Annotated in this window: 19 protein-coding genes and 1 pseudogene; 7 read left to right on the top strand and 13 right to left on the bottom strand. The window is 71.2% G+C overall.

What is annotated here, in order from left to right; genetic code table 11:
- The first annotated feature begins 164 nt into the window (after positions 1–164).
- Positions 165–680 (top strand): pyridoxamine 5'-phosphate oxidase family protein, encoded by a 516-nt coding sequence (locus ABH937_RS05855; protein WP_370217419.1) that lies wholly within the window; start codon positions 165–167, stop codon positions 678–680.
- A 174-nt stretch (positions 681–854) separates the two neighbouring features.
- Complete coding sequence (locus ABH937_RS05860) at positions 855–1,550, top strand: phosphonatase-like hydrolase (RefSeq protein ID WP_370217421.1); 696 nt, start codon at positions 855–857, stop codon at positions 1,548–1,550.
- 305 nt (positions 1,551–1,855) lie between these two features.
- On the opposite strand, the gene ABH937_RS05865 is transcribed toward ABH937_RS05860, so the two are convergent.
- Complete coding sequence (locus tag ABH937_RS05865) at positions 1,856–2,587, bottom strand: TetR/AcrR family transcriptional regulator (RefSeq protein ID WP_280688914.1); 732 nt, start codon at positions 2,585–2,587, stop codon at positions 1,856–1,858.
- Between the two features lie 113 nt (positions 2,588–2,700).
- On the opposite strand from ABH937_RS05865, the gene ABH937_RS05870 reads away from it, so the two are divergent.
- Together ABH937_RS05870 and ABH937_RS05875 are read left to right on the top strand one after the other, a co-directional pair.
- Positions 2,701–3,924: a saccharopine dehydrogenase family protein gene (locus ABH937_RS05870; RefSeq protein ID WP_280688915.1), complete on the top strand. Its 1,224-nt coding sequence runs from the start codon at positions 2,701–2,703 to the stop codon at positions 3,922–3,924.
- A gap of 39 nt (positions 3,925–3,963) precedes the next feature.
- Positions 3,964–4,476, top strand: a complete 513-nt coding sequence (locus ABH937_RS05875) for a recombinase family protein (RefSeq protein ID WP_280688916.1) — start codon at positions 3,964–3,966, stop codon at positions 4,474–4,476.
- A 783-nt stretch (positions 4,477–5,259) separates the two neighbouring features.
- Here ABH937_RS05875 and ABH937_RS05880 read toward each other — a convergent pair.
- Both ABH937_RS05880 and ABH937_RS05885 read right to left on the bottom strand, forming a co-directional pair.
- Entirely contained in the window at positions 5,260–6,363 is a 1,104-nt protein-coding gene (locus ABH937_RS05880; RefSeq protein WP_370217422.1) for a hypothetical protein, read from the bottom strand.
- Positions 6,364–6,476: 113 nt separating this feature from the next.
- Positions 6,477–6,819, bottom strand: a pseudogene (locus tag ABH937_RS05885) (DUF5713 family protein).
- Positions 6,820–7,008: 189 nt separating this feature from the next.
- Here ABH937_RS05885 and ABH937_RS05890 point away from each other — a divergent pair.
- Positions 7,009–7,515 (top strand): SitI3 family protein, encoded by a 507-nt coding sequence (locus ABH937_RS05890; RefSeq protein ID WP_370217423.1) that lies wholly within the window; start codon positions 7,009–7,011, stop codon positions 7,513–7,515.
- On the opposite strand, the gene ABH937_RS05895 is transcribed toward ABH937_RS05890, so the two are convergent.
- The 9 genes from ABH937_RS05895 to ABH937_RS05935 all read right to left on the bottom strand — a co-directional run bounded on the left by ABH937_RS05895 (position 7,473) and on the right by ABH937_RS05935 (position 17,163).
- Positions 7,473–8,072: a hypothetical protein gene (locus ABH937_RS05895; protein WP_280688920.1), complete on the bottom strand. Its 600-nt coding sequence runs from the start codon at positions 8,070–8,072 to the stop codon at positions 7,473–7,475. The two genes, ABH937_RS05890 and ABH937_RS05895, sit on opposite strands and share 43 nt — an antisense overlap.
- A 155-nt stretch (positions 8,073–8,227) precedes the next feature.
- A complete protein-coding gene (locus ABH937_RS05900; protein ID WP_370217425.1) occupies positions 8,228–10,225 on the bottom strand; it encodes a phosphocholine-specific phospholipase C in 1,998 nt (665 codons plus the stop codon).
- Between the two features lie 13 nt (positions 10,226–10,238).
- A complete protein-coding gene (locus tag ABH937_RS05905) occupies positions 10,239–11,708 on the bottom strand; it encodes a hypothetical protein (protein WP_370217427.1) in 1,470 nt (489 codons plus the stop codon).
- A gap of 300 nt (positions 11,709–12,008) precedes the next feature.
- Positions 12,009–12,332: a multidrug efflux SMR transporter gene (locus tag ABH937_RS05910; RefSeq protein ID WP_280688923.1), complete on the bottom strand. Its 324-nt coding sequence runs from the start codon at positions 12,330–12,332 to the stop codon at positions 12,009–12,011.
- A 4-nt stretch (positions 12,333–12,336) separates the two neighbouring features.
- On the bottom strand, positions 12,337–13,005 hold the full coding sequence (locus ABH937_RS05915) for an HAD family hydrolase (protein ID WP_370217429.1): 669 nt from the start codon (positions 13,003–13,005) through the stop codon (positions 12,337–12,339).
- Between the two features lie 8 nt (positions 13,006–13,013).
- Complete coding sequence (locus ABH937_RS05920; RefSeq protein WP_370217430.1) at positions 13,014–14,108, bottom strand: ABC transporter ATP-binding protein; 1,095 nt, start codon at positions 14,106–14,108, stop codon at positions 13,014–13,016.
- A gap of 93 nt (positions 14,109–14,201) precedes the next feature.
- Positions 14,202–15,014 carry an ABC transporter permease gene (locus tag ABH937_RS05925; protein ID WP_370217509.1) on the bottom strand — a complete coding sequence of 271 codons (813 nt, stop codon included), beginning with the start codon at positions 15,012–15,014 and terminating at the stop codon, positions 14,202–14,204.
- 14 nt (positions 15,015–15,028) lie between these two features.
- Positions 15,029–15,997: an ABC transporter permease subunit gene (locus tag ABH937_RS05930; RefSeq protein ID WP_280688926.1), complete on the bottom strand. Its 969-nt coding sequence runs from the start codon at positions 15,995–15,997 to the stop codon at positions 15,029–15,031.
- An 8-nt stretch (positions 15,998–16,005) separates the two neighbouring features.
- Positions 16,006–17,163 (bottom strand): ABC transporter substrate-binding protein, encoded by a 1,158-nt coding sequence (locus tag ABH937_RS05935; protein ID WP_280688927.1) that lies wholly within the window; start codon positions 17,161–17,163, stop codon positions 16,006–16,008.
- Between the two features lie 327 nt (positions 17,164–17,490).
- Here ABH937_RS05935 and ABH937_RS05940 point away from each other — a divergent pair, with 327 nt between their 5' ends.
- Positions 17,491–18,291, top strand: coding sequence for a GntR family transcriptional regulator (locus tag ABH937_RS05940; protein WP_280688928.1), 801 nt, complete (start codon positions 17,491–17,493; stop codon positions 18,289–18,291).
- 185 nt (positions 18,292–18,476) lie between these two features.
- Here ABH937_RS05940 and ABH937_RS05945 read toward each other — a convergent pair whose 3' ends face one another.
- The gene (locus ABH937_RS05945) at positions 18,477–20,072 is read right to left on the bottom strand and encodes a phosphonate degradation HD-domain oxygenase (protein WP_370217431.1); all 1,596 of its coding nucleotides are present in this window, start codon (positions 20,070–20,072) and stop codon (positions 18,477–18,479) included.
- 492 nt (positions 20,073–20,564) lie between these two features.
- Between ABH937_RS05945 and ABH937_RS05950 the strand changes: the two genes are divergently transcribed.
- Entirely contained in the window at positions 20,565–21,656 is a 1,092-nt protein-coding gene (locus tag ABH937_RS05950) for an amidohydrolase family protein (protein ID WP_280688930.1), read from the top strand.
- Positions 21,657–21,668 lie beyond the last annotated feature (12 nt).

Genomic DNA, 21,668 nt, shown 5'->3' on the forward strand with positions numbered 1-21,668 from the left:
TGGTGATCGTCAGCCCCTTGTGCGCCCGTGTCCGGCGGGGGCAGCATGAGATCCCGGGCCGACGCCCACCTGGCCGGCCCGGTCCCCGCACCGTGCGCCATCTGCGCTGCGCCACGCGCCGTGCGCCGCGGGCGGGGCCACTACGGTCGGTCGAAGGGACGCGCATGCCGTACCGGCTCGACAACATCCAGGGCGACTGGCCCGCCGAAGAACTGCGCAAGGGTGTCGAAGGCCTGCTGGCCGAATCCATGGTGCTCACCCTCGCCACCGCGGGCCCGGACCACGGGCCGCACGCCAACCTCGCCTTCTACGCGTTCGACGCGGAGCTGGTGCTCTACTTCGTCAGCGAGCGCTCGACCCGGCACAGCCTGCACCTGTCGGAGCAGGGCAGGGCCGCCGCCACCGTCTTCCTGCCGCCGCCGGTCTTTGGCGAGCAGCTGCGCGGGCTGCAGCTGACGGGTCGGGCGGGGGAGGCCTGGGGGCAGCACGCGCAGGCGGCGCTGACGGCCTATCAGGGGCGCTATCCGACCTTCGCCCAGGATCCGCAGGTGCGCGAGCAGTACCTGAACGGGGGCGGGGCGGCCGCGCTCTACCGGTTCGAGGTGGCGGAGCTGACCGCGGTGGACGAGCCGCACTTCGGGCGGCGCAACTACCTGCGGGCGCGCGTGGTGCGGGACTAGTTTTTGCCTGTCCTTGGTTGATGGGTTGTACAGACAACTACTGGCTGGTTGTCTGTACAACTTGACGACTATTGGCCCGCGCGTCGCTGATCGGACACCTGGCGGCCACCTGGATCACGCAGCCTGGTAGCCACCATGCAGGGCCAATAGCGCAACCGGTAAGGACACCCCCCGATGAGCATCGAGAACCCCACCGACAAGATCACCCTGGTCGTGCTCGACATGGCCGGCACCACGGTGGCCGACGACGGCCTGGTCGAGCAGGCCTTCCAGGCCGCCGCCGGCGAGCTGGGCGTGGTGGCCGGCAGCGAGCAGCACCAGGAGATGCTCGCGCACGTCCGGGCCACCATGGGCGAGTCCAAGATCTCCGTCTTCCGCCACCTGTTCGGCGACGAGGAGAAGGCCCAGCGGGCCAACGCCGCCTTCGAGCGCGCCTACCACGACCTGGTCGACGCCGGGCACTGCGCCGCCCTGCCCGGTGCCGCCGAGGCGATCGCCGAACTGCGGGCCCAGGGCCGCACCGTCGTCCTCACCACCGGCTTCTCCCGGGCCACCCAGGACCAGATCCTGGCCGCGCTCGGCTGGCAGGAGATCGCCGACCTGACCCTCTGCCCCGCCGACGCCGGCCGCGGCCGCCCCTACCCCGACCTGGCCCTCACCGCGCTGCTGCGCACCGAGACCGACTCGGTCCGCCAGATCGCGGTGGTCGGCGACACCGGCTACGACATGCTCACCGGCACCCGCGCGGGCGCGTCCGTGGTCGCGGGCGTGCTGACCGGCGCGCACGGCGCGGAGCGGCTGACGGCGGACGGGGCGACCCACGTGCTGGGCTCGATCGCCGAGCTGCCGGCGCTGCTGGCCGGCCGCTGAGGGCACTGCCGCGTGGTTGGCAGAGCTGCCGTGCTGCCAACCACGGGGCACTCAGGTCTACCGTTGCGCTATGGCTCCTACACCTGCGCAGCCTGTCGAGGCAGACACCACCGTCGGGCAGCGCGTCCCGGGGGTCGGCGCCATCGTCATCGAGACGACCAATAGCATCCTGAACCGCGTGCACCGCTGACTGCCTCGGGCTTCCGGTCCTCACCGCCGAGTTGGCCCGGGCCGACCTGCGGGACCACCTCACCGCGAAGATCGTACTGATTCGCTGATCCGCCCTGTTGGGATCCGCCCGGGAGTCAGGCCGGCCGGCCCTCCTCGTCCTGCCCGTCACCCTCACCCAGCTCCGACGCGGCCGAGGCCAGCAGCAGGTCCAGGGCGGCCGGGTACGCGCTCTCGTTCATCCGTTCGGCCAGCAGGTCTGCCGTGGCAGCGATATGAGGGTGCGTCTGTTCCGGGAGCCGCGCGTAGGTCGCCTGCCAGACGGCCTCGTCCGTGCGGCGGGCGGCCGCCGGAAGGGCGAGAGCGGCGGCGTCGAGCGCCGCGAAGGCCAGGCTCTGGTCGATGAAGACGTGGTAGATCCGGACCGCCGCCCGGTCCGGGAAGCCCGCACCGCGCAGCAGCCCCAGAACGGCCTCGTCCGCCGCGATCTCGTGGGCACGGCCGCTGACGCGGCTCGCGGCCAGGACGGCCGCTTGCGGGTGGGCGAGGTAGGAGGCGTGCACGCGCAGGCCGAGGGCGCGAAGGTCGGCCCGCCAGTCACCGGTCGGGGCCCAGCCGGTCATCGCGCGGTGCATCAACTCGTCCGCGATGGCGCGCGAGAGCTCGTCCATGCCGCGGAAGTACCGGTAGACAGTGCTCGGGTCCGCGCCGAGGGCGAGGCCGAGACGCCGCGCGGTCAGCCCCTGCGCGCCGTGCTCGCGCAGCATGCGCAGCGCGCTCTCCACGATGAGCTCGTGCGAGAGCACCGTGCCCTGCTTGGTCGGCCGTCGCCGACGCCGCTGCTCGTCCTGGACCACCGCTTTCGCCATGCCGCGAGCTTATGCCAACGCCATTGACGTGTGTGGCGGCCCCGGCGTTTGATCGGCACGCGGCCGCTCAACCGCCTGAAAGAACGCACGCCCATCCCTCAGAGGAGTCCCCCATGCGTGTCCTGCTGGTCGGCGCCGGAGGCGTCGGTACCGCGATCACCCGGATCGCCGCCCGTCGGCCCTTCCTGTCCCACCTGGTCGTTGCCGACTACGACGTCGCCCGCGCCGAGGCGGCCGTCGCCGCACTCGGCGACGAGCAGGCGCAGCGCTTCAGCGCCGCCCGCCTGGACGCGACGGACCAGGCCGCCGTCGAGGCACTGCTGCGCTCCGAGCGCTGCGAGGTGCTGCTCAACGCGACGGACCCGCGCTTCGTGCTGCCGCTCTTCGAGGCTGCCTTGGCGGCCGGCGCGCACTACCTCGACATGGCGATGTCCCTCTCCCACCCGCACCCGGAGCGTCCGCACGAGCTCTGCGGGGTCAAGCTGGGCGACGACCAGTTCGCCCGTGCCGAGGCGTACGAGAAGGCGGGCCTGCTGGCGCTGGTCGGCATGGGCGTCGAACCGGGCCTGTCGGACGTCTTCGCCCGCTACGCCGCCGACGAGCTGTTCGACGAGATCGAGGAGATCGGCATCCGCGACGGTGCGAACCTGACCGTCGAGGGCTACGACTTCGCCCCCTCCTTCAGCATCTGGACCACGATCGAAGAGTGCCTGAACCCGCCGGTCGTCTACGAGGCGAACCGGGGCTGGTTCACCACGCCGCCGTTCAGTGAGCCGGAGGTCTTCGACTTCCCCGACGGCATCGGCCCGGTGGAGTGCGTCAATGTCGAGCATGAGGAGGTGCTGCTGGTGCCCCGCTGGGTGGACGCCAAGCGGGTGACCTTCAAGTACGGGCTGGGCGACGACTTCATCGCCAAGCTGAAGACCCTGCACGCGCTCGGCCTGGACCGGACCGAACCGCTGACCGTCCCTTCGGCCAATGGCCCGGTCCAGGTCTCCCCGCGTGACGTCGTCGCGGCTGCCCTGCCGGACCCGGCGACCCTGGGCGAGCGGATGCGCGGCAAGACCTGCGCCGGCACCTGGGTGAAGGGCGTCAAGGACGGGCAGCCGCGCGAGGTCTACCTCTACCACGTGGTCGACAACCAGTGGTCGATGCGCGAGTACGGCTCACAGGCGGTCGTCTGGCAGACGGCGATCAACCCGGTCGTCGCACTGGAACTGCTCGCCACCGGCGCCTGGTCCGGCCAGGGCGTGCTGGGGCCGGAGGCGTTCCCGCCGAAGCCGTTCCTCGATCTGCTGACCGCGTACGACTCGCCGTGGGGTCTGCGCGAGCAGTAGCACCGGCGGGCCATGGGAGTTGTGAGTCAGGGAAGTTGCATGGACTTGGCATATTGCAGGGCCGGCACAGCCGTGGAGGACCTCACGGCGCAGTTGGCCGCGGTCCGCGCCGCCGCGGTCGCCGAGGAGTTCATCTACGTGGACGACAAGACCAGCCCCATCGCTCATCGCGAGGGCCTCACGACGCTGATCGCCTTCGCGCGGCCGGGCGATCGGATCACCGTGGTGACGTTGGACCGGCTCGGCTGCGGCCTGCGCGAGACGTTGAGTCTCGTCCGCTACTTCACCGAGCGTGGGATCTTCCTGCGCACGCTCGATCGCGACCTCTCCCTGGACACCAGCACTCCGGGGCCAGGCACGGACATGGCCGTCGCACTCCTGACCCGGTTGGCACACCTGGAACGGATCTACAAGTCGGAGCACGCCGCGGCCGCACGGGCTGCCAGACGGGCTCACGGGCCGACGCCCGGCCGCCGGGACCAGCCGGGCGCAGCCACCCACGTGACTTCCGCGCAGATCCAGGTCGGTGTCCTGCGGCCCCGACTCCTCTGAGGTGCTAGGCGCAGGCAAACGGCCCGAACGTGCCACGCTCCCAACGGCCCAGCCAGAAGGCCGCGGTGGACTCCGCCTCGCCCTTGGTGGAACCGTCGTGCGGCAGGTATTCGGTGGGCGCCAGGTAGCCGTCGCCGGGATCGAGGCGGATGCGCAGGCATCGAAGCGGATGACCGGCTGCGACGTACGCCCGCAGGTCGTCGGTGTGTGCGTAGCGGCTCGCGTAGCCGTGGTGCTTCGTGCGGCAGGTCGTCTGCCTGGGCAGCCTTCGCCCAGAGCGTCGCGGGCGGAGCGTTCGGCGACGTCTGAGTACCGGTCAACCACCAGGCCCCGCTCGCCGATTCTGTCCGGTCGGCGGGGTCTCGAGGTCGATCACTTCGTGGTGTGGCGACGAGGATCGCGGCCAGGTTCTCGCCCGGTTCGACTGCGACCACGTGTGCGCCGGCGGCCAGCAGCGGCCCGGTCGCCAGACCGGTGCCGGCGCCGATCTCGAGAACCCGCGTGCCCGGTCGCAGCCCGCAGCGGCCGGCCAGCAGGTCGAACACCGCAGCCGGGTACGGTGGCCGGCCTCGCTGGTAGGTGCTCGCTGCGCTGGTAGGTGCTCGCTGCGGCGTTGAACGACATCCGGCGGTCCGCAGGTGCCGAGCCAGGCGCCGTCGACTCACCGGTCATGCCGATGCCCTGACCGGTACCGCCATCGTTCAGCGCTGCATCCGACACGAACGCCCCCAGCCTCGTCGTGATGGCACGGTCAGTTAACGAGGTCCCCGGCGATGTCACGTGCTACCGGCGTCGAATGACCTGCGCCTCAGCCCGTTCCACCGTCGCTCGCCCGTAGACGTGGACCAGTGCGAGGTGGAACAGCGCCGGGGCCAGCGGAGCCCAGCGGTGGATGCGGTCCGTGTGCAGCAGGTACTTGGCCACTGTTGCCGCGCGGAACGGCACGTACTCGATGGTCTGGTGCTCCCACCTGTCGGCGACCCCTCGGCTCAGCCGCGCCTGGAGCCCCTCGCGGGTCAACTCGTCCAGGCGCGCGTAGAAGTGGGCGCTCCAATGGCGCTTCTCCACGTCCAGCACGAAGGCCAGGAGCTCGAGGGAATACTCGTGTGGCTCCAGGGACAGCTCCTCCCGCATGCCGCGCCGAGCAACCGCATGGAGGCCCGGTGCGTTCCTGCCGGATGAATCGATGTGCCGGGACATGCCCTCGTTGACGGAGGAGTTCCAGGCGCCCGGTGCCATCCGGACCCGGTCGCTGCGCTGGCTGACGACCAGCAGGTCGTCGGCGGTCACCACGGCGATGTTGACGCCCAAGCTGCACTGCAGGAACGCTGGTGCCTCAAGCGGCTGGTCGGGGTCGAGGTAGCGGGAGCGGAGAGTGGTTCCGTCGGGCAGCCGGCGGTCGAGTTGCTGGGCGGCAAGGAAGGTGTAGTAGTCCGTGGGCCGTAGCCGCAGGCGGACTTCCGGTTGCTCGTCGACGGGCGTCCGGGAGATGTCGAACGACTCGACCGCGTAGCGGAGACCGTTCCAGACCGGCGTTCGTCCTTCCGCTCGGAGCCGAGCGCTTTCGGCCTCGATCTCGCCCCACCAATGCGTGATCTCCGCCGGAAGCCTGGTCTCGCCGTCGAGTACCTGGATGTGCACGCCCTCGGCAGGGATGGGTGTTTCGCCGTCGCCCTCGACGATCAGCGCCGACGTGCGGAGTGGGCCCAGAGAGAAGGTCGTCCACGAGGGGCTGTGCTCCTCCCGGAGCCGAAGGCTTCGAACCGCAGTGAGCCAGCGTCTGCGCACCTTGAACCACGTGTCCTGCAGCGGCTGTTGGAACAGCACCGCGAACAGCATCCCGATCACGGCGCCGGCGACCCCGTTGACCACGTCTATTCCGCCCATGCCGCGGAGCCTAGCGGGGGCGGTCGAACCACGGGTCAGCTTTTCTGGTCGAGGCCGAGGCGGACGCGACCACGTGTGCGCCGGCGCCGATGTCGAGATCCAGGGCCGCGCGTTCACCAGTCCCGCGCGGCCACCAGTGCCTCGACGTCGGCGTCCTCGAACCCGTACGCCGACGCCACGAACCCGAAGTCCTCGCAGATCTCCTCGCGCGCGAAGGTCTCGATCTCGCTTCCCACTGCCTCGAATTCCGCCTCCAGCGCGTTGAACTCCTCCGTGGGCCACTTCGGTCAGCGCGTAGAGCGCTGCCAGGTCCGACGGCTGTTCGGCCTCGATCCGCGCGCACAGCCTCAGCAGGATCTCCTTCCCCTTGGTGACGACCTGGTCGGGGAAGTAGTCGTCCTCGAACAGCCCCTTCAGAAACGGATACCCTGCCACCTGCTGGTTCGTGACCGACATGGCGATCCCGCCTCCTACCGAAGATCCGATGTCCCGATCCTGGAGCACAGCACTGACAGTGGACCGGCTCGAGGGCGAGCTGCGCCACCCGGGTGCCGGTCCGACCGGTGATCACCGCTGGGACGATGGGAGTCCCGTGGCTGGGCCAACTGGCGCGTCAGCCGAAGGAGTAATTGTCAGTACCTGTGGATGAGAAAGACGGCCGGCATGGCTATTTCCTACAGTCTCGACCTGGTGACCCCGGTCCCCGCGATCGAGGTCGCGCAGAAACGTGATGAGGTCGCCCAGTCGCTGCGACTGATCGACGCCTCCGTGACCGCCGAAGCGTTGCTCAACGGCACGCTCGCGGTGTACGGCACCTGGATCAGGGTGGTGACGACGAAGCCGGTCCCGTGGGGCGACCCGCTGATCGGCGGCCGTGTCTTCACCCCGACGGTTTCGGTTGTCTTCCGCCTCGACAAGGCGGGCGACATCTCCGGGCAGCAGGACGACATGGTCCGGCTCGCGAGCGGACTGCTGTCCCAGGTGCCTGGCGACGCGGTCCTGCACTTCGACTACGAGGATGTCTGGCTGGTCCGCCAGGACGGCCAGTTGAGCCTGAAGGAGCGCTCTGACCTCTGGCCGGCGCTTCGCCTGTCGGGCGTCTCTCTTCCCTATGGTCGGCAGACCCACGAGTTCGTCTTTCCTGAGGACTGAGAGTTGTGGATCGGCTCGTTGGCCGCGATCGCCGACCAGACGTGCTGAGCGAGGTCGTCGACGGGACGATTCCCGTCGACGACCAGGTCGCAGTCGCCACGCAGGGGTTCGACGTGCCGCTCGTGCGCGGCCCGCCGGTGGTTGAGGTAGTTGAGCAGGAGGACATCGAGGGGAAAGCCGTCCCGCAGGCACTTGCGCTGGATCTTCCGGACCAGGCGCAGGTCGGCGGGCAGGTCGACGAAGACGTCGAACCGCGCGCATGCTGCAAGTGGGTTGACATGGCGGGCGAACAGGCCGTCCACGATGACGACGGGCGAGCCGGCCAGCGCGGCGTCGGTGTCGTGGGCGAGACGCGCAAGGTCCAGCGACCGGGGGTCGCCAACGTCCAACCGCGGCACTCCGGTTTCATCGGGTGCCCACACCCCCTGCTCGGGAGCGCGGAAGTAGTAGTCGTCACCGTGGAGTACCCGCACTGGGCCCCGGGGCGTCGTAGCCGCCAGCGCGGTGGCCAGCGTGGTCTTTCCAGCCCCAGCCCCGCCAGTCAGCGTGACCAGCATGTCCTCTCCTCGCTGTCGTGGTGACGCTCGGAGCATCGCATACGGCCTGTGGGTTCACGCCACCAGGTCCGAGGAGCGTTCCACTGGCGGGCCCGAGTACCGCGCGGCGCCCCCGGTCATCGACCGAAGGCGCCGCGCACCCTGCTGACCAACCGTCAGCTCCGGTGCGCCCACCCCGCGTACCGCTGGGCGAAGCGGGTGCCGGTCCCGGCGGTGACCGTGACGTCGTAGCGGCCCTGGGGGTCCAGCGGCCAGTCGAGCTTGGCGGTGCGTCCGGCGTCCACCCAGACGGTCTGCGGGGTGCCCGCGAAGTCGTTGCCGGTGGCGGTGAAACTCACCTGGCCGGCGCCGTCGTTGGCCACCTCGAAGCGGATCGAGTGCGGGTCGCGCAGGTCGGCGCTGACGATCGGCACCGCCACGTCCTCCTGCTCCAGGCGGGTCACCGTGCCGGCGAAGCGGGTGACGAAGCCGTCCGCGCCGTGGATCGTGAAGTCGTAGCGGCCGTCGGTGGTCGAGGCGTCCCAGACGTAGCTCTTGCTGGCGCCGGGAGCAACGGTGAACGGGGTGCCGGCGAAGGGGAGTTCGATATTCGGGTAGACGGTGAAGCAGTAGCCGACCGAGCCGAAGTTGGTCATCGTGCAGGTGACCTTGCCGCTCTCGCGGTCCACGTCGATGTCCGCCCAGGGCCGGTAGGGCAGGGTGCGGTGCGGGCGGTCGCCGCGCTCCGGGGCCGGCATCGACTGGGTGCCGGGTGCGGGCAGCGCGACCGGGGGCAGCGAGGAGTTCGCGTCCGCCTTGGCCATCAGTGCGGTGGTGTCGGGGAGCTTCGGGATCGAGAAGTCCGGCTTCTTGAAGTCGAAGCAGCTGGTGAGGTCGCCGCAGACGGTCCGGCGCCACTGCGAGATGTTCGGCTCCTGGACCCCGGTCACCACCTCCAGGAAGCGCAGCACCGAAGTGTGGTCGAACACCTGCGAGTTGACCCAGCCGCCGCGCGACCAGGGCGAGGCCACCCAGAGCGGCACCCGGTTGCCCAGGCCGATCGCCCGGCCCTGGGTGAACTCCTCGGGCGTGCCCGCCTCCGGGGTGGGCGGCACCTGGTGGTCGAAGTACCCGTCGTTCTCGTCGTACATCACCAGGAAGACGGTGTGCTCCCAGACGTCCGGGTTGGACATCAGCGACTGCAGCGCCATGTCGACCCAGTGCGCGCCGTAGTCCGGGCTGGCGTTGGGGTGTTCGCAGAACAGGTACGGCGCGACCAGCCAGGAGACGGTGGGCAGCGTGCCGGCCTTGCAGTCCGCGTCGAAGGCGGTGGGGTCGAACTTGGTCATCGCGTTGATGTAACGCGGGTCAGTGGTCGGGAAGTTGTGGAACTGCTTGAAGTACGACAGCGCGTTGTCGTCGTAGTCGCCGGTGCGGTCGTCCTCGCTCGGGTTGTGGTAGACCCGCCAGCTGACCTTGGCGGCCTCCAGGCGCTCGGCGTAGGTGGTCCAGTCGGCGACCGGGTTCTGGGTGACCGGGGTGTTGTCGATCCACGGCCCGGTGGTGCCGTCCTTGCCCGGGCCCGAGGTCCCGGTCCACAGGTAGAGGCGGTTGGGGTCGGTCGGTCCGGCCAGCGAGCAGAAGTAGGCGTCGCAGAGGGTGAACGCGTCGGCCAGCGCGTACTGGTAGGGGATGTCCTCGCGGGTGAAGTAGCCCATGGTGCGCTCGCCCTTGGCGGCCACCCACTTGTTCATCGCGCCGTCGTTGATCGCCTGGTGGCTGGTCGCCCAGTCGTGGGCGAGGCCGGCCGCGTTCTGCGCGTTGTACTTGGTGGTGTCCATCCGGTAGGGCAGCATGGCCCCGCCGTCGCTGCGGCCGGCGTCCGGCTGGCGGAAGACGGAGTCGCCGTTCGGGAAGGTCAGCGCCTGCTTGTCGGCGAAGCCGCGGACGCCGTTCAGGGTGCCGAAGTAGTGGTCGAAGCTGCGGTTCTCCTGCATCAGGATCACCACGTGCTTGACGTCGGTGACGTCACCGGAGTGTCGGGTCCGGCCCTGCGTGCGCTGGGTGGCGTCGGCGGCCTGAGCGGCCTGGGCGGCCTGGGGGAGGCCGACCATGGTTGCGGCGGCCGTCGCGGCGGCGGCGCCGAGGACGACGCGGCGGTTCAACTCGGTCATGGCGGTGGGCCTTTCAGAGCGCGAAGGTCGAGACGGCGGCGGCGGTGTCCGAAGGCCAGCCGTTGGCAGCCGAGTTGGGGTCGGCGGCGGGCCAACCGGTGGCGATCACGTGGGCCTCGCGCAGCTCGATCCGGCCGCTGTCGGCGTAGAGCACGTAGTCGATCCGGTCCTGCGGCTCGGGCTTGCTGCCGCGCTGCTTGCGGGTGGGCGACCAGGTGGCCCCGGGGAACGCGGCGGGGTCCGGGTGCTCCTCGCGGAAGCTGTCGGTCAGGCCGGCGGCCTGCACGGCCTCGGTGACCGGCCAGTTGAACTGCGCGCCGTGGGTGGCGGTGGTCCAGTCGAGGTGCGAGGGGGAGGAGAGCTCGGCGGCCACGATCAGCTCGGCGGGGTGCTCGCCCCGGTGCAGGGCGGCCTGCTGGGCGGCTTGCTGGGCGCTCTGCTCGGCCTTGATCGCGGCGAGAAGGGCCTGCGCCTGCTGGTAGCGGAGCGAGGCGGTCTCGGTGGCGAGCACCTGGGCCGGGGTCTGGCCGTCCTGGATCGCGTACGGGCCGTAGGAGTTCTCGTCCAGGTGCGCCGTCCACAGGCGCACCGAACGGCCGCCCGGCAGCTGCACGGTGACGGCGGCGGCGGGCAGCGCGGCGGTCACCGCGGTGACGGCGGTGAGCGGGTAGCGGCTCAACACGCCGACGCTGCCGGCGCTCTGGTAGGCGTACCAGCCGAGCACGTCGGCCAGCGCCTTGGCGTTGGTCCCGGCGGTCTCCTGGAGCGCGACCACGTCCCAGCCCTGGGTGAGGATCACCCGCAGCTGCTTCTCGAAGCCGTCGGTGCTGTGGGTGCCGGCGTCCCAGAGGTTCCAACTGGCCACCTTGAGCTGCTGCTTGCCGTTGGCCTCGACCACCGGGACCTGCACGGTGACGGTGTCGGTGGCGCCCGTGCTGTCCTTGACGCCGACGGTGACGATCGCGGGGCGGGCGCTCGGCCGGCCCGGGGCGGTGCCGGTCACCGTGCCGTCGGCGCTGACCGAGAGCCAGGAGTCGCCGCTGACCTTGCGGAAGGTGGGGGTCCCCGGTGCGTTGCCGGCCGGGCGGGCCCACAGCCCCTGGAGTTTGACCTGAACCTGACCTCCGGGCTGGACCGGTGTCGCGGTGAGCGCGTCGACCGCACTGTGCGGCGGGACGACGGCGGGCTTGGGCCTGAAGCTGAACGGCGCCGTCTGCGCGAGGATCCCGTACCCGTCCTTGGCCAGCAGATAGGCCGTGTAGGGCCCGCCGGTCAGCGCGGAGGTGTCGAGGGTGAGGTCGCCGGAGCCGCCGGGGGTGTACTTCCACAGCAGCGAGGAGCCGGTGCCGGGCTGCCGGGTGCCGTCGTAGATGCCGACCCAGTTCTTGGCGTCGGGCGCGTCGGTCGTCCAGTGGAAGGTGAGCTTGTCGCCTTCGTTCGGGCTGGGCGGCGTGCTGAGAGTGAGGGAGCTGCCTGTGGCCACGGGGATCCTGTCCATCGGGTGACGAGGGTGATGGGGGGTGATGGGGGGGCGAGCAGAGTTGGCTGCACAACTCTGCTCACATTCAGGTGATCTATGAGGGCCGGTGCATGAACGAGGTGTGACGGGTAGTCGGGAATCCGCCTAATTCGCCGATTTGACCGTCCAGTAGCGGTTACGGGGCGCAGCCGCGCGAGGAAGGCCGAAGGGGACCGCCGAGCAGGAAGGCCGAGGGGGAACGCCGAGGAGGAACGCCGAAGGGGCTGCCCGCCGTCCGGCGGGCAGCCCCAGTCACAGTCAACCTCAGTGCGTGGCCCGCAGGTTGAGCAGCACCACGCCCAGGATGATCAGCGCGATGCCGGCCAGCTGCGGCCTGCCCAGGTGCTCCCCGAAGGCGACCACGCCTATCGCGGCCACCGCCGCCGTGCCCGCGCCTGACCAGACGGCGTAGGCGACCGAGACGGGGATCTGCTTCAGGGCCTGGCCGAGCAGTACGAAGGAGAGCACGTAGCCGATGCCCACGCCCACGCTCGGCCAGAGCTTGCTGAAGCCGTCGGTCAGCTTGAGGCAGCTGGTGGCGCAGACCTCGCTCATGATGGCGAGGGCGAGTAGGAGGAAGGAGGGCATGGGCCTATTCTCGCGGGCCGGTCAGCGCGGCCAGCATCGGTAGGTCCGCCTCGGTCAGGCTGGCCAGCATCGTGATGCCGGGGCCCTGCGGGATGGGCACCGCGGAGGACGGGACGGCGAGCACCGCGCAGCCGGCCGCGTGGGCGGAGGCGACGCCGGTCGGGGTGTCCTCGACGGCGACGCAGTCGGCCGGGTCGAGGCCGAGGTGGGCGGCGGCGGCCAGGTAGGGGGCCGGGTCGGGCTTGGTGCGCGGGGTGTCCTCGGCGGCCAGGGTGATGGTGAACCAGTCCCGGCCGAGGTGGCTGAGGACCAGGTCGACCACCTGGCGCGGCGAGGCGGAGACCAGCGCGGTGGGCACCGCCGCGTCGCGCAGCTCGGCCAGCAGGGCGAGCGCGCCGGGGCGCGGGACCACCTGGGCGGCGACCCGGGTGATGAACGCCGCGTTGAGCCGGGCGGCGAGCTCGTCGACGCCCGGGGAGGCGGCGACCACGCGGTCCAGGTGGGCCGCGGTGTGCTCGACCGCGTGGCCTAGCACCTCGGGCTGATCGGCGACGGTGAGGGCGTAGCCCAGGCCGGCGGCGATCTCCTCGGTCGCCGACCACCACAGGTGCTCGGTGTCGACCAGGGTGCCGTCCATGTCGAAGAGGACGGCGCAGGGGAGCAGGGAGGTCATGGAGGTGATCACTGCCCCGCGCCGGAACGGACGTCGACCAGGACCGGGCGGTCCGGCAGCGTCACGTCGGCGTTGCCGCCGATCGGCAGCTGGGCGGCCTCCTCGGTGGGCAGGTCGGCCTTGACCGTGGTGCCGTCCGCCAGCCGGACGGTCAGCCGGGTGACCGCACCCAGGAAGCTGGCACCGACGACCACCGCCGGGCCGTCCACGGCCGGGCTCAGGCCGACGTTCTCCGGGCGGACCAGTACCTCGAGATCACCGGCGGCGGGCAGCGTCCCGTCCACCGCGTGGCGGCGGCCGAAGACCTCGACGCCCTCGCCGGCCCGCACGGCCGGGATCCGGCTCATGGTGCCGACGAACTCCGCGACGAAGGCGGTGGCCGGGCGCGCGTAGAGCTCGCTGGGGGTGGCGCACTGTTCCAGGCGGCCCGAGCGCAGCACCGCGACCCGGTCGGCCATCGACAGCGCCTCCTCCTGATCGTGCGTCACGAACAGGGTGGTGATGCCGAGTTCCTGCTGCAGCCGGCGGATCTCCTCGCGCAGGTTGAGCCGGACCTTGGCGTCCAGCGCGGAGAGCGGCTCGTCGAGCAGCAGCACCCGCGGCTGCAGGGCCAGCGCCCGGGCGAGTGCGATGCGCTGCTGCTGGCCGCCGGACATCTGGTGCGGGAAGTGGGCGGCGCGCTGCGGCAGACCGACCAGCTCCAGCAGCTCCATCGCCCGCTTGCGCCGCTCGTCCTTGCCGACGCCGCGCATCTTCAGGCCGAACGAGACGTTGTCCAGCGCGGTCAGGTGCGGGAAGAGGCTGTAGGACTGGAACACCATGCCCGCGTCACGCTTGTGCGCGGGGATCCTGGTGACGTCCTCGCCGTCGACCAGCACCTCGCCCGAGTCGTGGCTCTCGAAGCCGGCCAGGATCCGCAGCGCGGTGGTCTTGCCGCAGCCCGAGGGGCCGAGCAGTGCGAGCAACTCGCCGGGGTGCACGGTCAGGTCGAGGCCGTCGAGCGCGACGGTGCTGCCGAACGCGCGGCGCAGCGAGCGGAACTCGACGGTGGCGCTGCCGGGTGCGAGCGGCACTCCGGTGGGGACGGTGGCGGCCGTGGTCATGAGGGGAACTCCTGGAGGAAAGTGCGTGGGGGATCGTACGCGATCGACGATGCGCGTGCGATCAGTGGCGCGGGTGCGATCAGGAACGCGCGATCAGGAACGCGCGGCCTTGCGACCGCGGTTGCCGACGACGGACATCAGCAGCAGCACGACCCAGACGACCAGCAGGCTGATCATCGAGACCGCGACCGACATCTGGCCGTCGGTCTTGCCGTACGAGTTGATCCACACCGAGAAGGGCTGGAAGCCGAGGATCGAGGCGGTGGTGAACTCACCGAGCACCAGGGCGACGGTGAGCACCGAGGCGCTCAGCAGCGCGCTGCGCAGGTTGGGCAGCACCACCGAGAAGACGGCGCGCGGGTAGCTCGCACCGCAGTTGCGGGCCGCCTCGACCAGCGTCACGACGTCCACGCCGCGCAGTCCGCCGTCCAGCGCGCGGTACGCGAAGGGCAGCGCCATCAGCACGTACGCGATCAGCAGCACCGCCGGGAAGTCGGGGTTCTGGATCGCCACGAAGGTCTGGAAGAACGGCGAGTTCGCGAAGTACTCCGGCCCCCAGCGCAGCACGCCGACGATGCCGGTGGTGAGCGCGACCACGGGGACGACCAGCGGCAGCGAGCACATCACCTCGATCACCGGGCGCAGCCTGGGCGAGCCGAGCCGGGCCGCGAGCAGCGCCGGCACCAGGATCAGCAGCAGCACCACCACGGTGGCGGCGGCCAGCTCCAGGCTGAGGTACAGGGCGTCCAGGAAGCCGGGCGCCCCGAGCAGCTTGGTGTACGCGTTGAAGGTGATGCCGCCGTGGTAGTCGTCGATGCTGAACCAGATCGACGCGCCCATCGGCACGAAGAAGTAGATCGCGGCCAGCAGCAGGACGCCGGCGCGGCCGGGGCGAAGGCGGCCCAGTGCGGTCTGGGAAGTCAGCTGAGCCACTTGGCACTCCGGCGCTGGAGGGGCAGGTAGATCGCCATCACCAGACAGGCGACCACGATCATGTCGAGACCGAGCGCGAGGGCCAGGTTGCCCTGGCCGACCAGCACGTTGCCGGAGAGCGCGTCGCCGATCTGCATCGAGATCAGCGGGATCGAGCTGCCGACCATCGCCTCGGCGGTCGCGTACGCGGCGAACGAGGCGCCGAACAGCAGCACGTAGCCGCCGAGCAGCGAGGGCAGCAGCACCGGCAGCGCGACGTGGCGCCAGTACTGGAAGGTGGTGGCGCCGTTGTTCGCCGCCGCCTCGCGCCACTGCACCCGCAGACCCTCCAGGGCCGGGGTGATGGTGAGGATCATCAGCGGGATCAGGAAGTAGAGGTAGACGACCGCGAGGCCGTCGAAGGTGTAGAGGCTCCAGCCGTACTTCTTCAGGCCCAGGCCGGTGGTGACCTCGCCGGCGTTGCCGAGGGTGGCGACGAACATGAAGGCCAGCGGCACGCCGCCGAAGTTGGCCAGCACGCCGGAGCCGGACTGCACCGCCTCGCGCACGAAGCGCCAGCGGGAGGTGGCCACCGCCTGCGCCAGCGGCAGGCCGATCACGGTGCCGATCAGCGCGGTGAGCGCCGACAGCTTCACGCTGCCGAGCAGCGCCGTGAGGTAACCGCCCTGGAGGGAGGCGGTCAGGTTGGACATGGTGAAGGTGCCGCCGCCACTGGGGGCGTCGGGCGAGGTGGTGAACGCGCCGATCGCGATGGCGATCGCGGGCAGGCCGAAGCCGACGGCGAAGAACACCATCAGCGGCAGCGCGCCGAGCCAGGCGCGGTTGCCACCGGCGCGGCGGCGCCGGCTGGCCGTGGGGGCGGCCGGGGAAGCGGGAGTTGCGGTACCGGGGGTCCCGCCGCCGCCGCTGATGTCAGCGGCGGCGGAGGTCGGCACCGGGGTGGGAGCCGTAGTCATCGTGTGGGTCAGCCCCCGATGGCCTTGGACCAGTTGGCCGTGATGGCGGCCTTGGCAGCGTCCTGCTGTGCCTGGGTCGGGAAGGTGGTGAACGGCTTGGCGATGGCCGGCAGCTTGGCGACGGCGGCCGCGTCCAGGGTGCCCGCGGTCTTCATCGAGTCGAACAGCGCCGGGGTGGCGTAGCCGCCCAGGAAGCCGTTCTGGCCCTCGGCGCTGTAGAGGTACTCCTCCCACAGGCGAGCGGCGGCCGGGTGCGGCGCGTACTTGCTGACGGCCTGGTTGTAGAACTGGGCGAAGCTGCCGTCCGAGGGGATCGACACCTGCCAGTCGATGCCCTTGCTGGCGTACTGGGCGGTGTAGCCGGTGTTCAGGTACGACCAGTCGATGGTGATCGGGGTCTCACCGTTCTGCACGGTCGCGGAGGTGGCCTCGACCGGGTTGAAGTTGCCGGCCGCCTTCAGCTTGCCGAAGAAGTCGATGCCGGGCTGGATGTTGTCCAGCGAGCCGCCGTTGGCGAGCGACGCGGCCCAGACACCGCTGAGCGCGGCGTTGGCCTTGGTCGGGTTGCCGTTCAGCGCGACCATGCCCTTGTAGGCCGGGTTCAGCAGGTCGGCGAAGGTCTTGGGGCAGGGGTTGACCTTCTTGGCGTCGCAGCCGATCGAGACGTAGCCGCCGTAGTCGTTGTAGCTGGTGGCGTCCGAGGCCTTCATCGAGGCCGGGATCTGGTCGTAGCCGGCGACCTTGTACGGGGCGAAGAGGCCCTGCTGGGCGCCGGAGATGGCGAAGGCGGTGCCCACGTCGACCACGTCGGGGCCGCGGTCCTGGCCCTCGCGGGAGGTGATCGCGTTGATCTCGTCCTGGCTGGTGCCGTCGGGGTTCTCGTCCTCGATCTTGATGCCGTACTTCTTGGTGAAGCCGTCCATCAGGACGCCGTAGTTGGCCCAGTCCCGGGGAAGGGTGATGACGTGGAGGTTGCCCTCCTTCTTGGCGGCCGCGACCAGCGCGTCCATCCCCCCGAGGTCGGCGGCCGAGGTGGCGGTCTTCGCGCTCTTGCCGCCGCTGCTGCTCGCGGTGGAGGAGGTGGCGGAACCGCAGGCGGTGAGAGAGAGCGCTGCGCAGGTCAGCACCGCCGCGACGGCGGCGATACGGGCACGGTGCACGGTCACGGGAGGATCTCCTGGATCGGGGTGCGGCAAGGTCGCAAGGGCGTCGCACGGCAGGAATTCGGGGCTGCTGCTGCGACGGGGAGAGGAGCCGGGGCCAAGTTGGCCAGCCAACTTTGTCCGACGTGGGACAGTACGCCGGACCTTGGTGACCAGGAGGTGAACGGGCGCCCCAGAACAGGGGTCGGCTGCGGGAACGGTGGAGTGGGGTCGGTCGATACCCGTCCATCTGGCGTGCGAACGGTCTGCGCGAAGCCGATAGGGTCGGGACCGTCCTGAGCCGCTGGTGCGCGGGACACTGAAGTAGGAGGGGGTCCGGTGGGAGGCACGGTGACTTCGAGCGTGACGCAGCTGGACGACCAGGAGGGCCAGGACGGCCCGTCCGGCGGTGCGCTGTACCGGCAGGTCGCCGCGGATCTGCGGGAGGCGATCACCACCGGCGCGTACGGCGAGGCCGGCCGGCTGCCCGCCGAGGGCGCGCTGGCCGAGCGGTACGGCGTCTCGCGCGGCACGGTGCGCCAGGCGCTCGCGGTGCTGCGCGCCGACGGGCTGGTGACCTCGCGCCGTGGCACCCGCCGGGTGGTGCTGGGCAACGCCCGGGTGCAGAGCTTCTCGGAGCTGCTCAGCTTCACCCACTGGGCGCGCGCGCTGGGGGAGGAGCCGGGGGGCCGGCTCGAGTCGCTGGTCCGGCGGCCGGCCGACGCCGCCGAACGCGAGCAGCTGCGCCTGGAGCCGGGCGCCGAGGTGTACGTGACGCTGCGGCTGCGCACCCTGTCCGGCACCGCCGTGATGGTCGAGCGCACCGTCTACCCGCCCCATGTCGGCGTGCTGGTCGCCAAGTTGCCGCCGGACGTGGTCTCGCACACCGAGCACCTGCGGGAGCACGGCATCCTGTTCACCGACGCCGACCACACCATCGACGTGGTGGCCGCCAACGCCGAGGACGCCAAGCTGCTCGGCTGCCGGCGCGGCGCCCCGCTGCTGCGTGAGCGCCGCCGCACCACCGACCCCACCGGCCGCCCGGTGGAGTGGTCACAGGACCGCTACCTGCCCGGCACGGTCTCCTTCAGCGTGCACAACTCGATGGTGACGTCCGCGCTTTCGCGGCACGCGCGGACGTCCGACGACTAGGGCCTGTACGGCGGATCTTTTCGGATGAGCCCGCGGCGTTGGGCGCCCGGCTGGGCGTGCGCCCGAGTCGTCCTCGTACTGGACGTACTTGGGCGATTCGGGCGTGCGTCCAGCCGGGATGCCCGGCGTCGCGGGCCCGGAAAGATCCGCCGTACAGGCCCTAGGGCGTACCAGGCGTTCGACGGTCAGTGGTCCATCAGCCCGGCCAGCAGCTCGCGGAACTCGGCGAAGGTCGGCGTGGCCGCATCCGCGACCTTCGCCTGGTCGTCCCACCGCCGCAGTGCCACCGCGTCCGCCGCGCCGGGCAGTTCGGCGAAGGCCGCGGCCTGCTCGGCGCCCATCGGGCCGCCCTGCACCCGCAGCGTGTACTCGGAGGCCTCGGAGAGCTGGGCCCGGTAGGCGGGTTCGACCGTGCAGAGGTAGCGCTTGGCGGCCACGTGCAGCCTGATCGGCTCGGTGACCTCGGGGCCGAACCACTGGGCCAGCCAGTCGGCGCCGGTGTCGCTGTGCCGGTTGTCCTGACCCAGCATCAGCTGACGGCCCGTCACCACACCCTTGAAGTGGCCGATGTCGTGCAGCAGTGCGGCCGCCACCAGGTGGTCGGGGGCGCCGCTGCGCTGGGCCAGCACGGCGGCCTGCAGCATGTGCTCGGCCTGGGTGACCGCCTCGCCCAGGTACTCGCCCGCGCCCTCGACCTCGAAGAGCGTCTGCAGCTCGTCCAGCGCGGCCGCGCGCCGGTCCAGCACCGCGAGGGTGGAGGAGAGCGAGTCCAGGTCCGCGTAGCAGCCTTGCAGGTGGCGCCGCCCGTCCTGCTCGAAGGCGGTGCGGGCGTGCAGCAGCCGGGTGTTGTCGAAGATCAGGCAGTCGCCGGGAGCGAGCCGGAAGTCCAGGCGCAGCGCCGGGCGCAGGGTGATCTCGGCGAACTTCCGGTAGGCGCTGTAGAAGGCGGTCAACTCGGTCGCGGGCAGCTGGAGTCGACCGATCGAGCGGTTGTTGAGCCGCACCTCGCGGATCCGCCCGAGCGGGTCGACGTCGATCAGCGGCCGGTCGGCGTGCAGCTCGGCGCTCCGGTCGCGGAAGGTGAACGGGACCAGGGTGCGGGTCAGCACGGCGAAGTCCTCGGGTGCCTGCGCGCGCAGCAGGGCGGCCGCCCGGAAGCCGTCGACCAGGCCGGAGTCGCCGCCGGTGGCCGAGTTCTCCAGGCAGTGCAGCAGCTGCAGGGTGGGGACCGGGTCGCGGTACGGGTTGTCGGTGTGCGGGGCGATCTCCGCGCTGGTGAAGGCCAGGTTGTTCGGGTCGGGCTCGATCCGCACGTCGAACAGCTCGCCGTAGTTGGTCGTCCGGACGTAGCCGAAGCTGCCCGCCACGGCCAGCACCTGCCGGTCCACGGTGGGGACCTCGCGCAGCACCGCGAAGCCGAGCCGCTGCACGGCGCGCAGCACGGCGGCCTGCTCGGCGGGGTCGGTCGAGTAGTCCGCCCAGCGCGCCTCGGGGATCCCGGCGGCGAAGTCGGCGGCCTGCCAGAGCCGCTTGCCCGCCTCGGTGCGGCGGTCGTCCTCGACCTCCGTGGTGAACCAGTCGAGCGGGTAGCGCGAGCGGTGGCCGTCGTTCCAGAGCACCTCCAGGCGGCCGTTCAGCTCGGTGGCCGCCGCGATGGACAGCTCGGCGGGCAGGTCGGTGATCTGGAAGTACTTCTGGCCGTTGCGCGGGTCGCGGCAGTCGGGGCAGCCGCAGTTGTCGCGCAGCCAGTAGGGGGAGAGGGAGGCGGTGGCATCGGACATGGCGGGCCCTCCGGAAGGCGGTGTCCATCAGGGAGAGTGGCCAAGTTGGCTATACAACTTGACCTCGTCTGGACCCTTTCGAGCGCCGATGAGCAGCATGTGAACGGCGGGTGGCGGGCGCTGGAACAGCTGTGGGCCACCGCGGCGGCGGCGGGGTCGCGGCAATCGGGGCCGGTGGTGCGGCCGCCCGAGCCCGGCGGACCGAGGGGTGCGGTCCGCCGGGCACGGGTTGCGGCTCACCGGCGGCGACGGCGTCCGGCACGTCGGAGGGCGGTGAGCGGCCCTGGTGCGGCCGGACGAGCTGGGCCGAGAATTGCGCGCGATCGACGACTTACCGACCGTAGTCAAGCATGGCTGTCATGTCCGGTCAATCAAGTTGTCGCGATCACCGGCCGCTCCGTTCACACTCTTTGATGACGCGTCAGAATCCGGTCCCGGACCAGCGTCCCCCTGGCGGGTGATCGCGCGCCGCCGGAGTCGTAGAGTGCGGGCATGACGGAAGGCGCGGTACTGCACATCAAGGGCCGGATCCTGGTCGGCCCCGACGAGGTCCGGGACGAACTCTGGGTGCTGGACGGCCGGGTGAGCTACCAGCGGCCCGCCGGGGCCCGCGATGTGCGGACGGTCACCGGCTGGGTACTGCCCGGCCTGGTCGACGCGCACTGCCACGTCGGGCTGGACGAGCACGGCGCGGTCGACGAGGCCACCAGCGAGAAGCAGGCGCTCACCGACCGCCAGGCCGGCACGCTGCTGATCCGCGACGCCGGCTCGGCCGCCGACACCCGGTGGATCGACGACCGGGAGGACCTGCCGAAGATCATCCGGGCCGGCCGGCACATCGCCCGCACCCGCCGCTACATCCGCAACTACGCGCACGAGATCGAGCCCGGCGACCTGACCGCCTACGTGGTGCGCGAGGCCCGGCGCGGCGACGGCTGGGTCAAGCTGGTCGGCGACTGGATCGACCGGGAGCGCGGCGACCTGGCCGCCTGCTGGCCCGGCGACGCGCTGGCCGAGGCGATCGCGGCCGCGCACGCCGAGGGCGCCCGGGTCACCGCGCACTGCTTCGCCGCCGAGTCGCTGCCCGACCTGCTGGCGGCCGGCATCGACTGCGTGGAGCACGCCACCGGGCTGACCGAGGAGCTGATCCCGGCCTTCGCCGAGCGGCAGGTGGCGATCGTGCCGACGCTGGTCAACATCGCGACCTTCCCGAAGCTGGCCGACGGCGGCGAGGCGAGGTTCCCCGCCTGGGCCGCGCACATGCGCCGGCTGCACGAGCGGCGCTACGACACGGTGGGCGCCGCGCACGAGGCGGGCGTGCCGATCTACGTCGGGACGGACGCGGGCGGCTCGCTCGCGCACGGCCTGGTCGCGGCCGAGGTGGCCGAGCTGGTCAAGGCCGGCCTGAGCACCACCGAGGCACTGTCGGCGGCCAGTTGGGGAGCGCGCTCCTGGCTGGGCCGCCCCGCGCTGGCCGAGGGGGCGCCGGCCGACCTGGTGGTGTACGCGGCGGACCCGCGCGCGGACGTCCGGGTGCTGGCGGACCCGCAGCTGGTGGTGCTGCGGGGGAAGGTGACGGGCTGACCGGCTGTCCAG

Source organism: Kitasatospora sp. GAS1066B (genome assembly GCF_041262605.1).
Lineage (GTDB): Bacteria > Actinomycetota > Actinomycetes > Streptomycetales > Streptomycetaceae > Kitasatospora.

What these genes read in the sequence shown, in the direction of transcription:
- ABH937_RS05855 (WP_370217419.1), top strand. Translation starts at nt 165, where the DNA reads ATGCCGTACCGGCTCGACAACATCCAGGGCGACTGGCCCGCCGAAGAA.
- ABH937_RS05860 (WP_370217421.1), top strand. Translation starts at nt 855, where the DNA reads ATGAGCATCGAGAACCCCACCGACAAGATCACCCTGGTCGTGCTCGAC.
- ABH937_RS05865 (WP_280688914.1), bottom strand. Translation starts at nt 2,587, where the DNA reads ATGGCGAAAGCGGTGGTCCAGGACGAGCAGCGGCGTCGGCGACGGCCG.
- ABH937_RS05870 (WP_280688915.1), top strand. Translation starts at nt 2,701, where the DNA reads ATGCGTGTCCTGCTGGTCGGCGCCGGAGGCGTCGGTACCGCGATCACC.
- ABH937_RS05875 (WP_280688916.1), top strand. Translation starts at nt 3,964, where the DNA reads ATGGACTTGGCATATTGCAGGGCCGGCACAGCCGTGGAGGACCTCACG.
- ABH937_RS05880 (WP_370217422.1), bottom strand. Translation starts at nt 6,363, where the DNA reads ATGGGCGGAATAGACGTGGTCAACGGGGTCGCCGGCGCCGTGATCGGG.
- ABH937_RS05890 (WP_370217423.1), top strand. Translation starts at nt 7,009, where the DNA reads ATGAGAAAGACGGCCGGCATGGCTATTTCCTACAGTCTCGACCTGGTG.
- ABH937_RS05895 (WP_280688920.1), bottom strand. Translation starts at nt 8,072, where the DNA reads ATGCTGGTCACGCTGACTGGCGGGGCTGGGGCTGGAAAGACCACGCTG.
- ABH937_RS05900 (WP_370217425.1), bottom strand. Translation starts at nt 10,225, where the DNA reads ATGACCGAGTTGAACCGCCGCGTCGTCCTCGGCGCCGCCGCCGCGACG.
- ABH937_RS05910 (WP_280688923.1), bottom strand. Translation starts at nt 12,332, where the DNA reads ATGCCCTCCTTCCTCCTACTCGCCCTCGCCATCATGAGCGAGGTCTGC.
- ABH937_RS05915 (WP_370217429.1), bottom strand. Translation starts at nt 13,005, where the DNA reads ATGACCTCCCTGCTCCCCTGCGCCGTCCTCTTCGACATGGACGGCACC.
- ABH937_RS05920 (WP_370217430.1), bottom strand. Translation starts at nt 14,108, where the DNA reads ATGACCACGGCCGCCACCGTCCCCACCGGAGTGCCGCTCGCACCCGGC.
- ABH937_RS05930 (WP_280688926.1), bottom strand. Translation starts at nt 15,997, where the DNA reads ATGACTACGGCTCCCACCCCGGTGCCGACCTCCGCCGCCGCTGACATC.
- ABH937_RS05945 (WP_370217431.1), bottom strand. Translation starts at nt 20,072, where the DNA reads ATGTCCGATGCCACCGCCTCCCTCTCCCCCTACTGGCTGCGCGACAAC.
- ABH937_RS05950 (WP_280688930.1), top strand. Translation starts at nt 20,565, where the DNA reads ATGACGGAAGGCGCGGTACTGCACATCAAGGGCCGGATCCTGGTCGGC.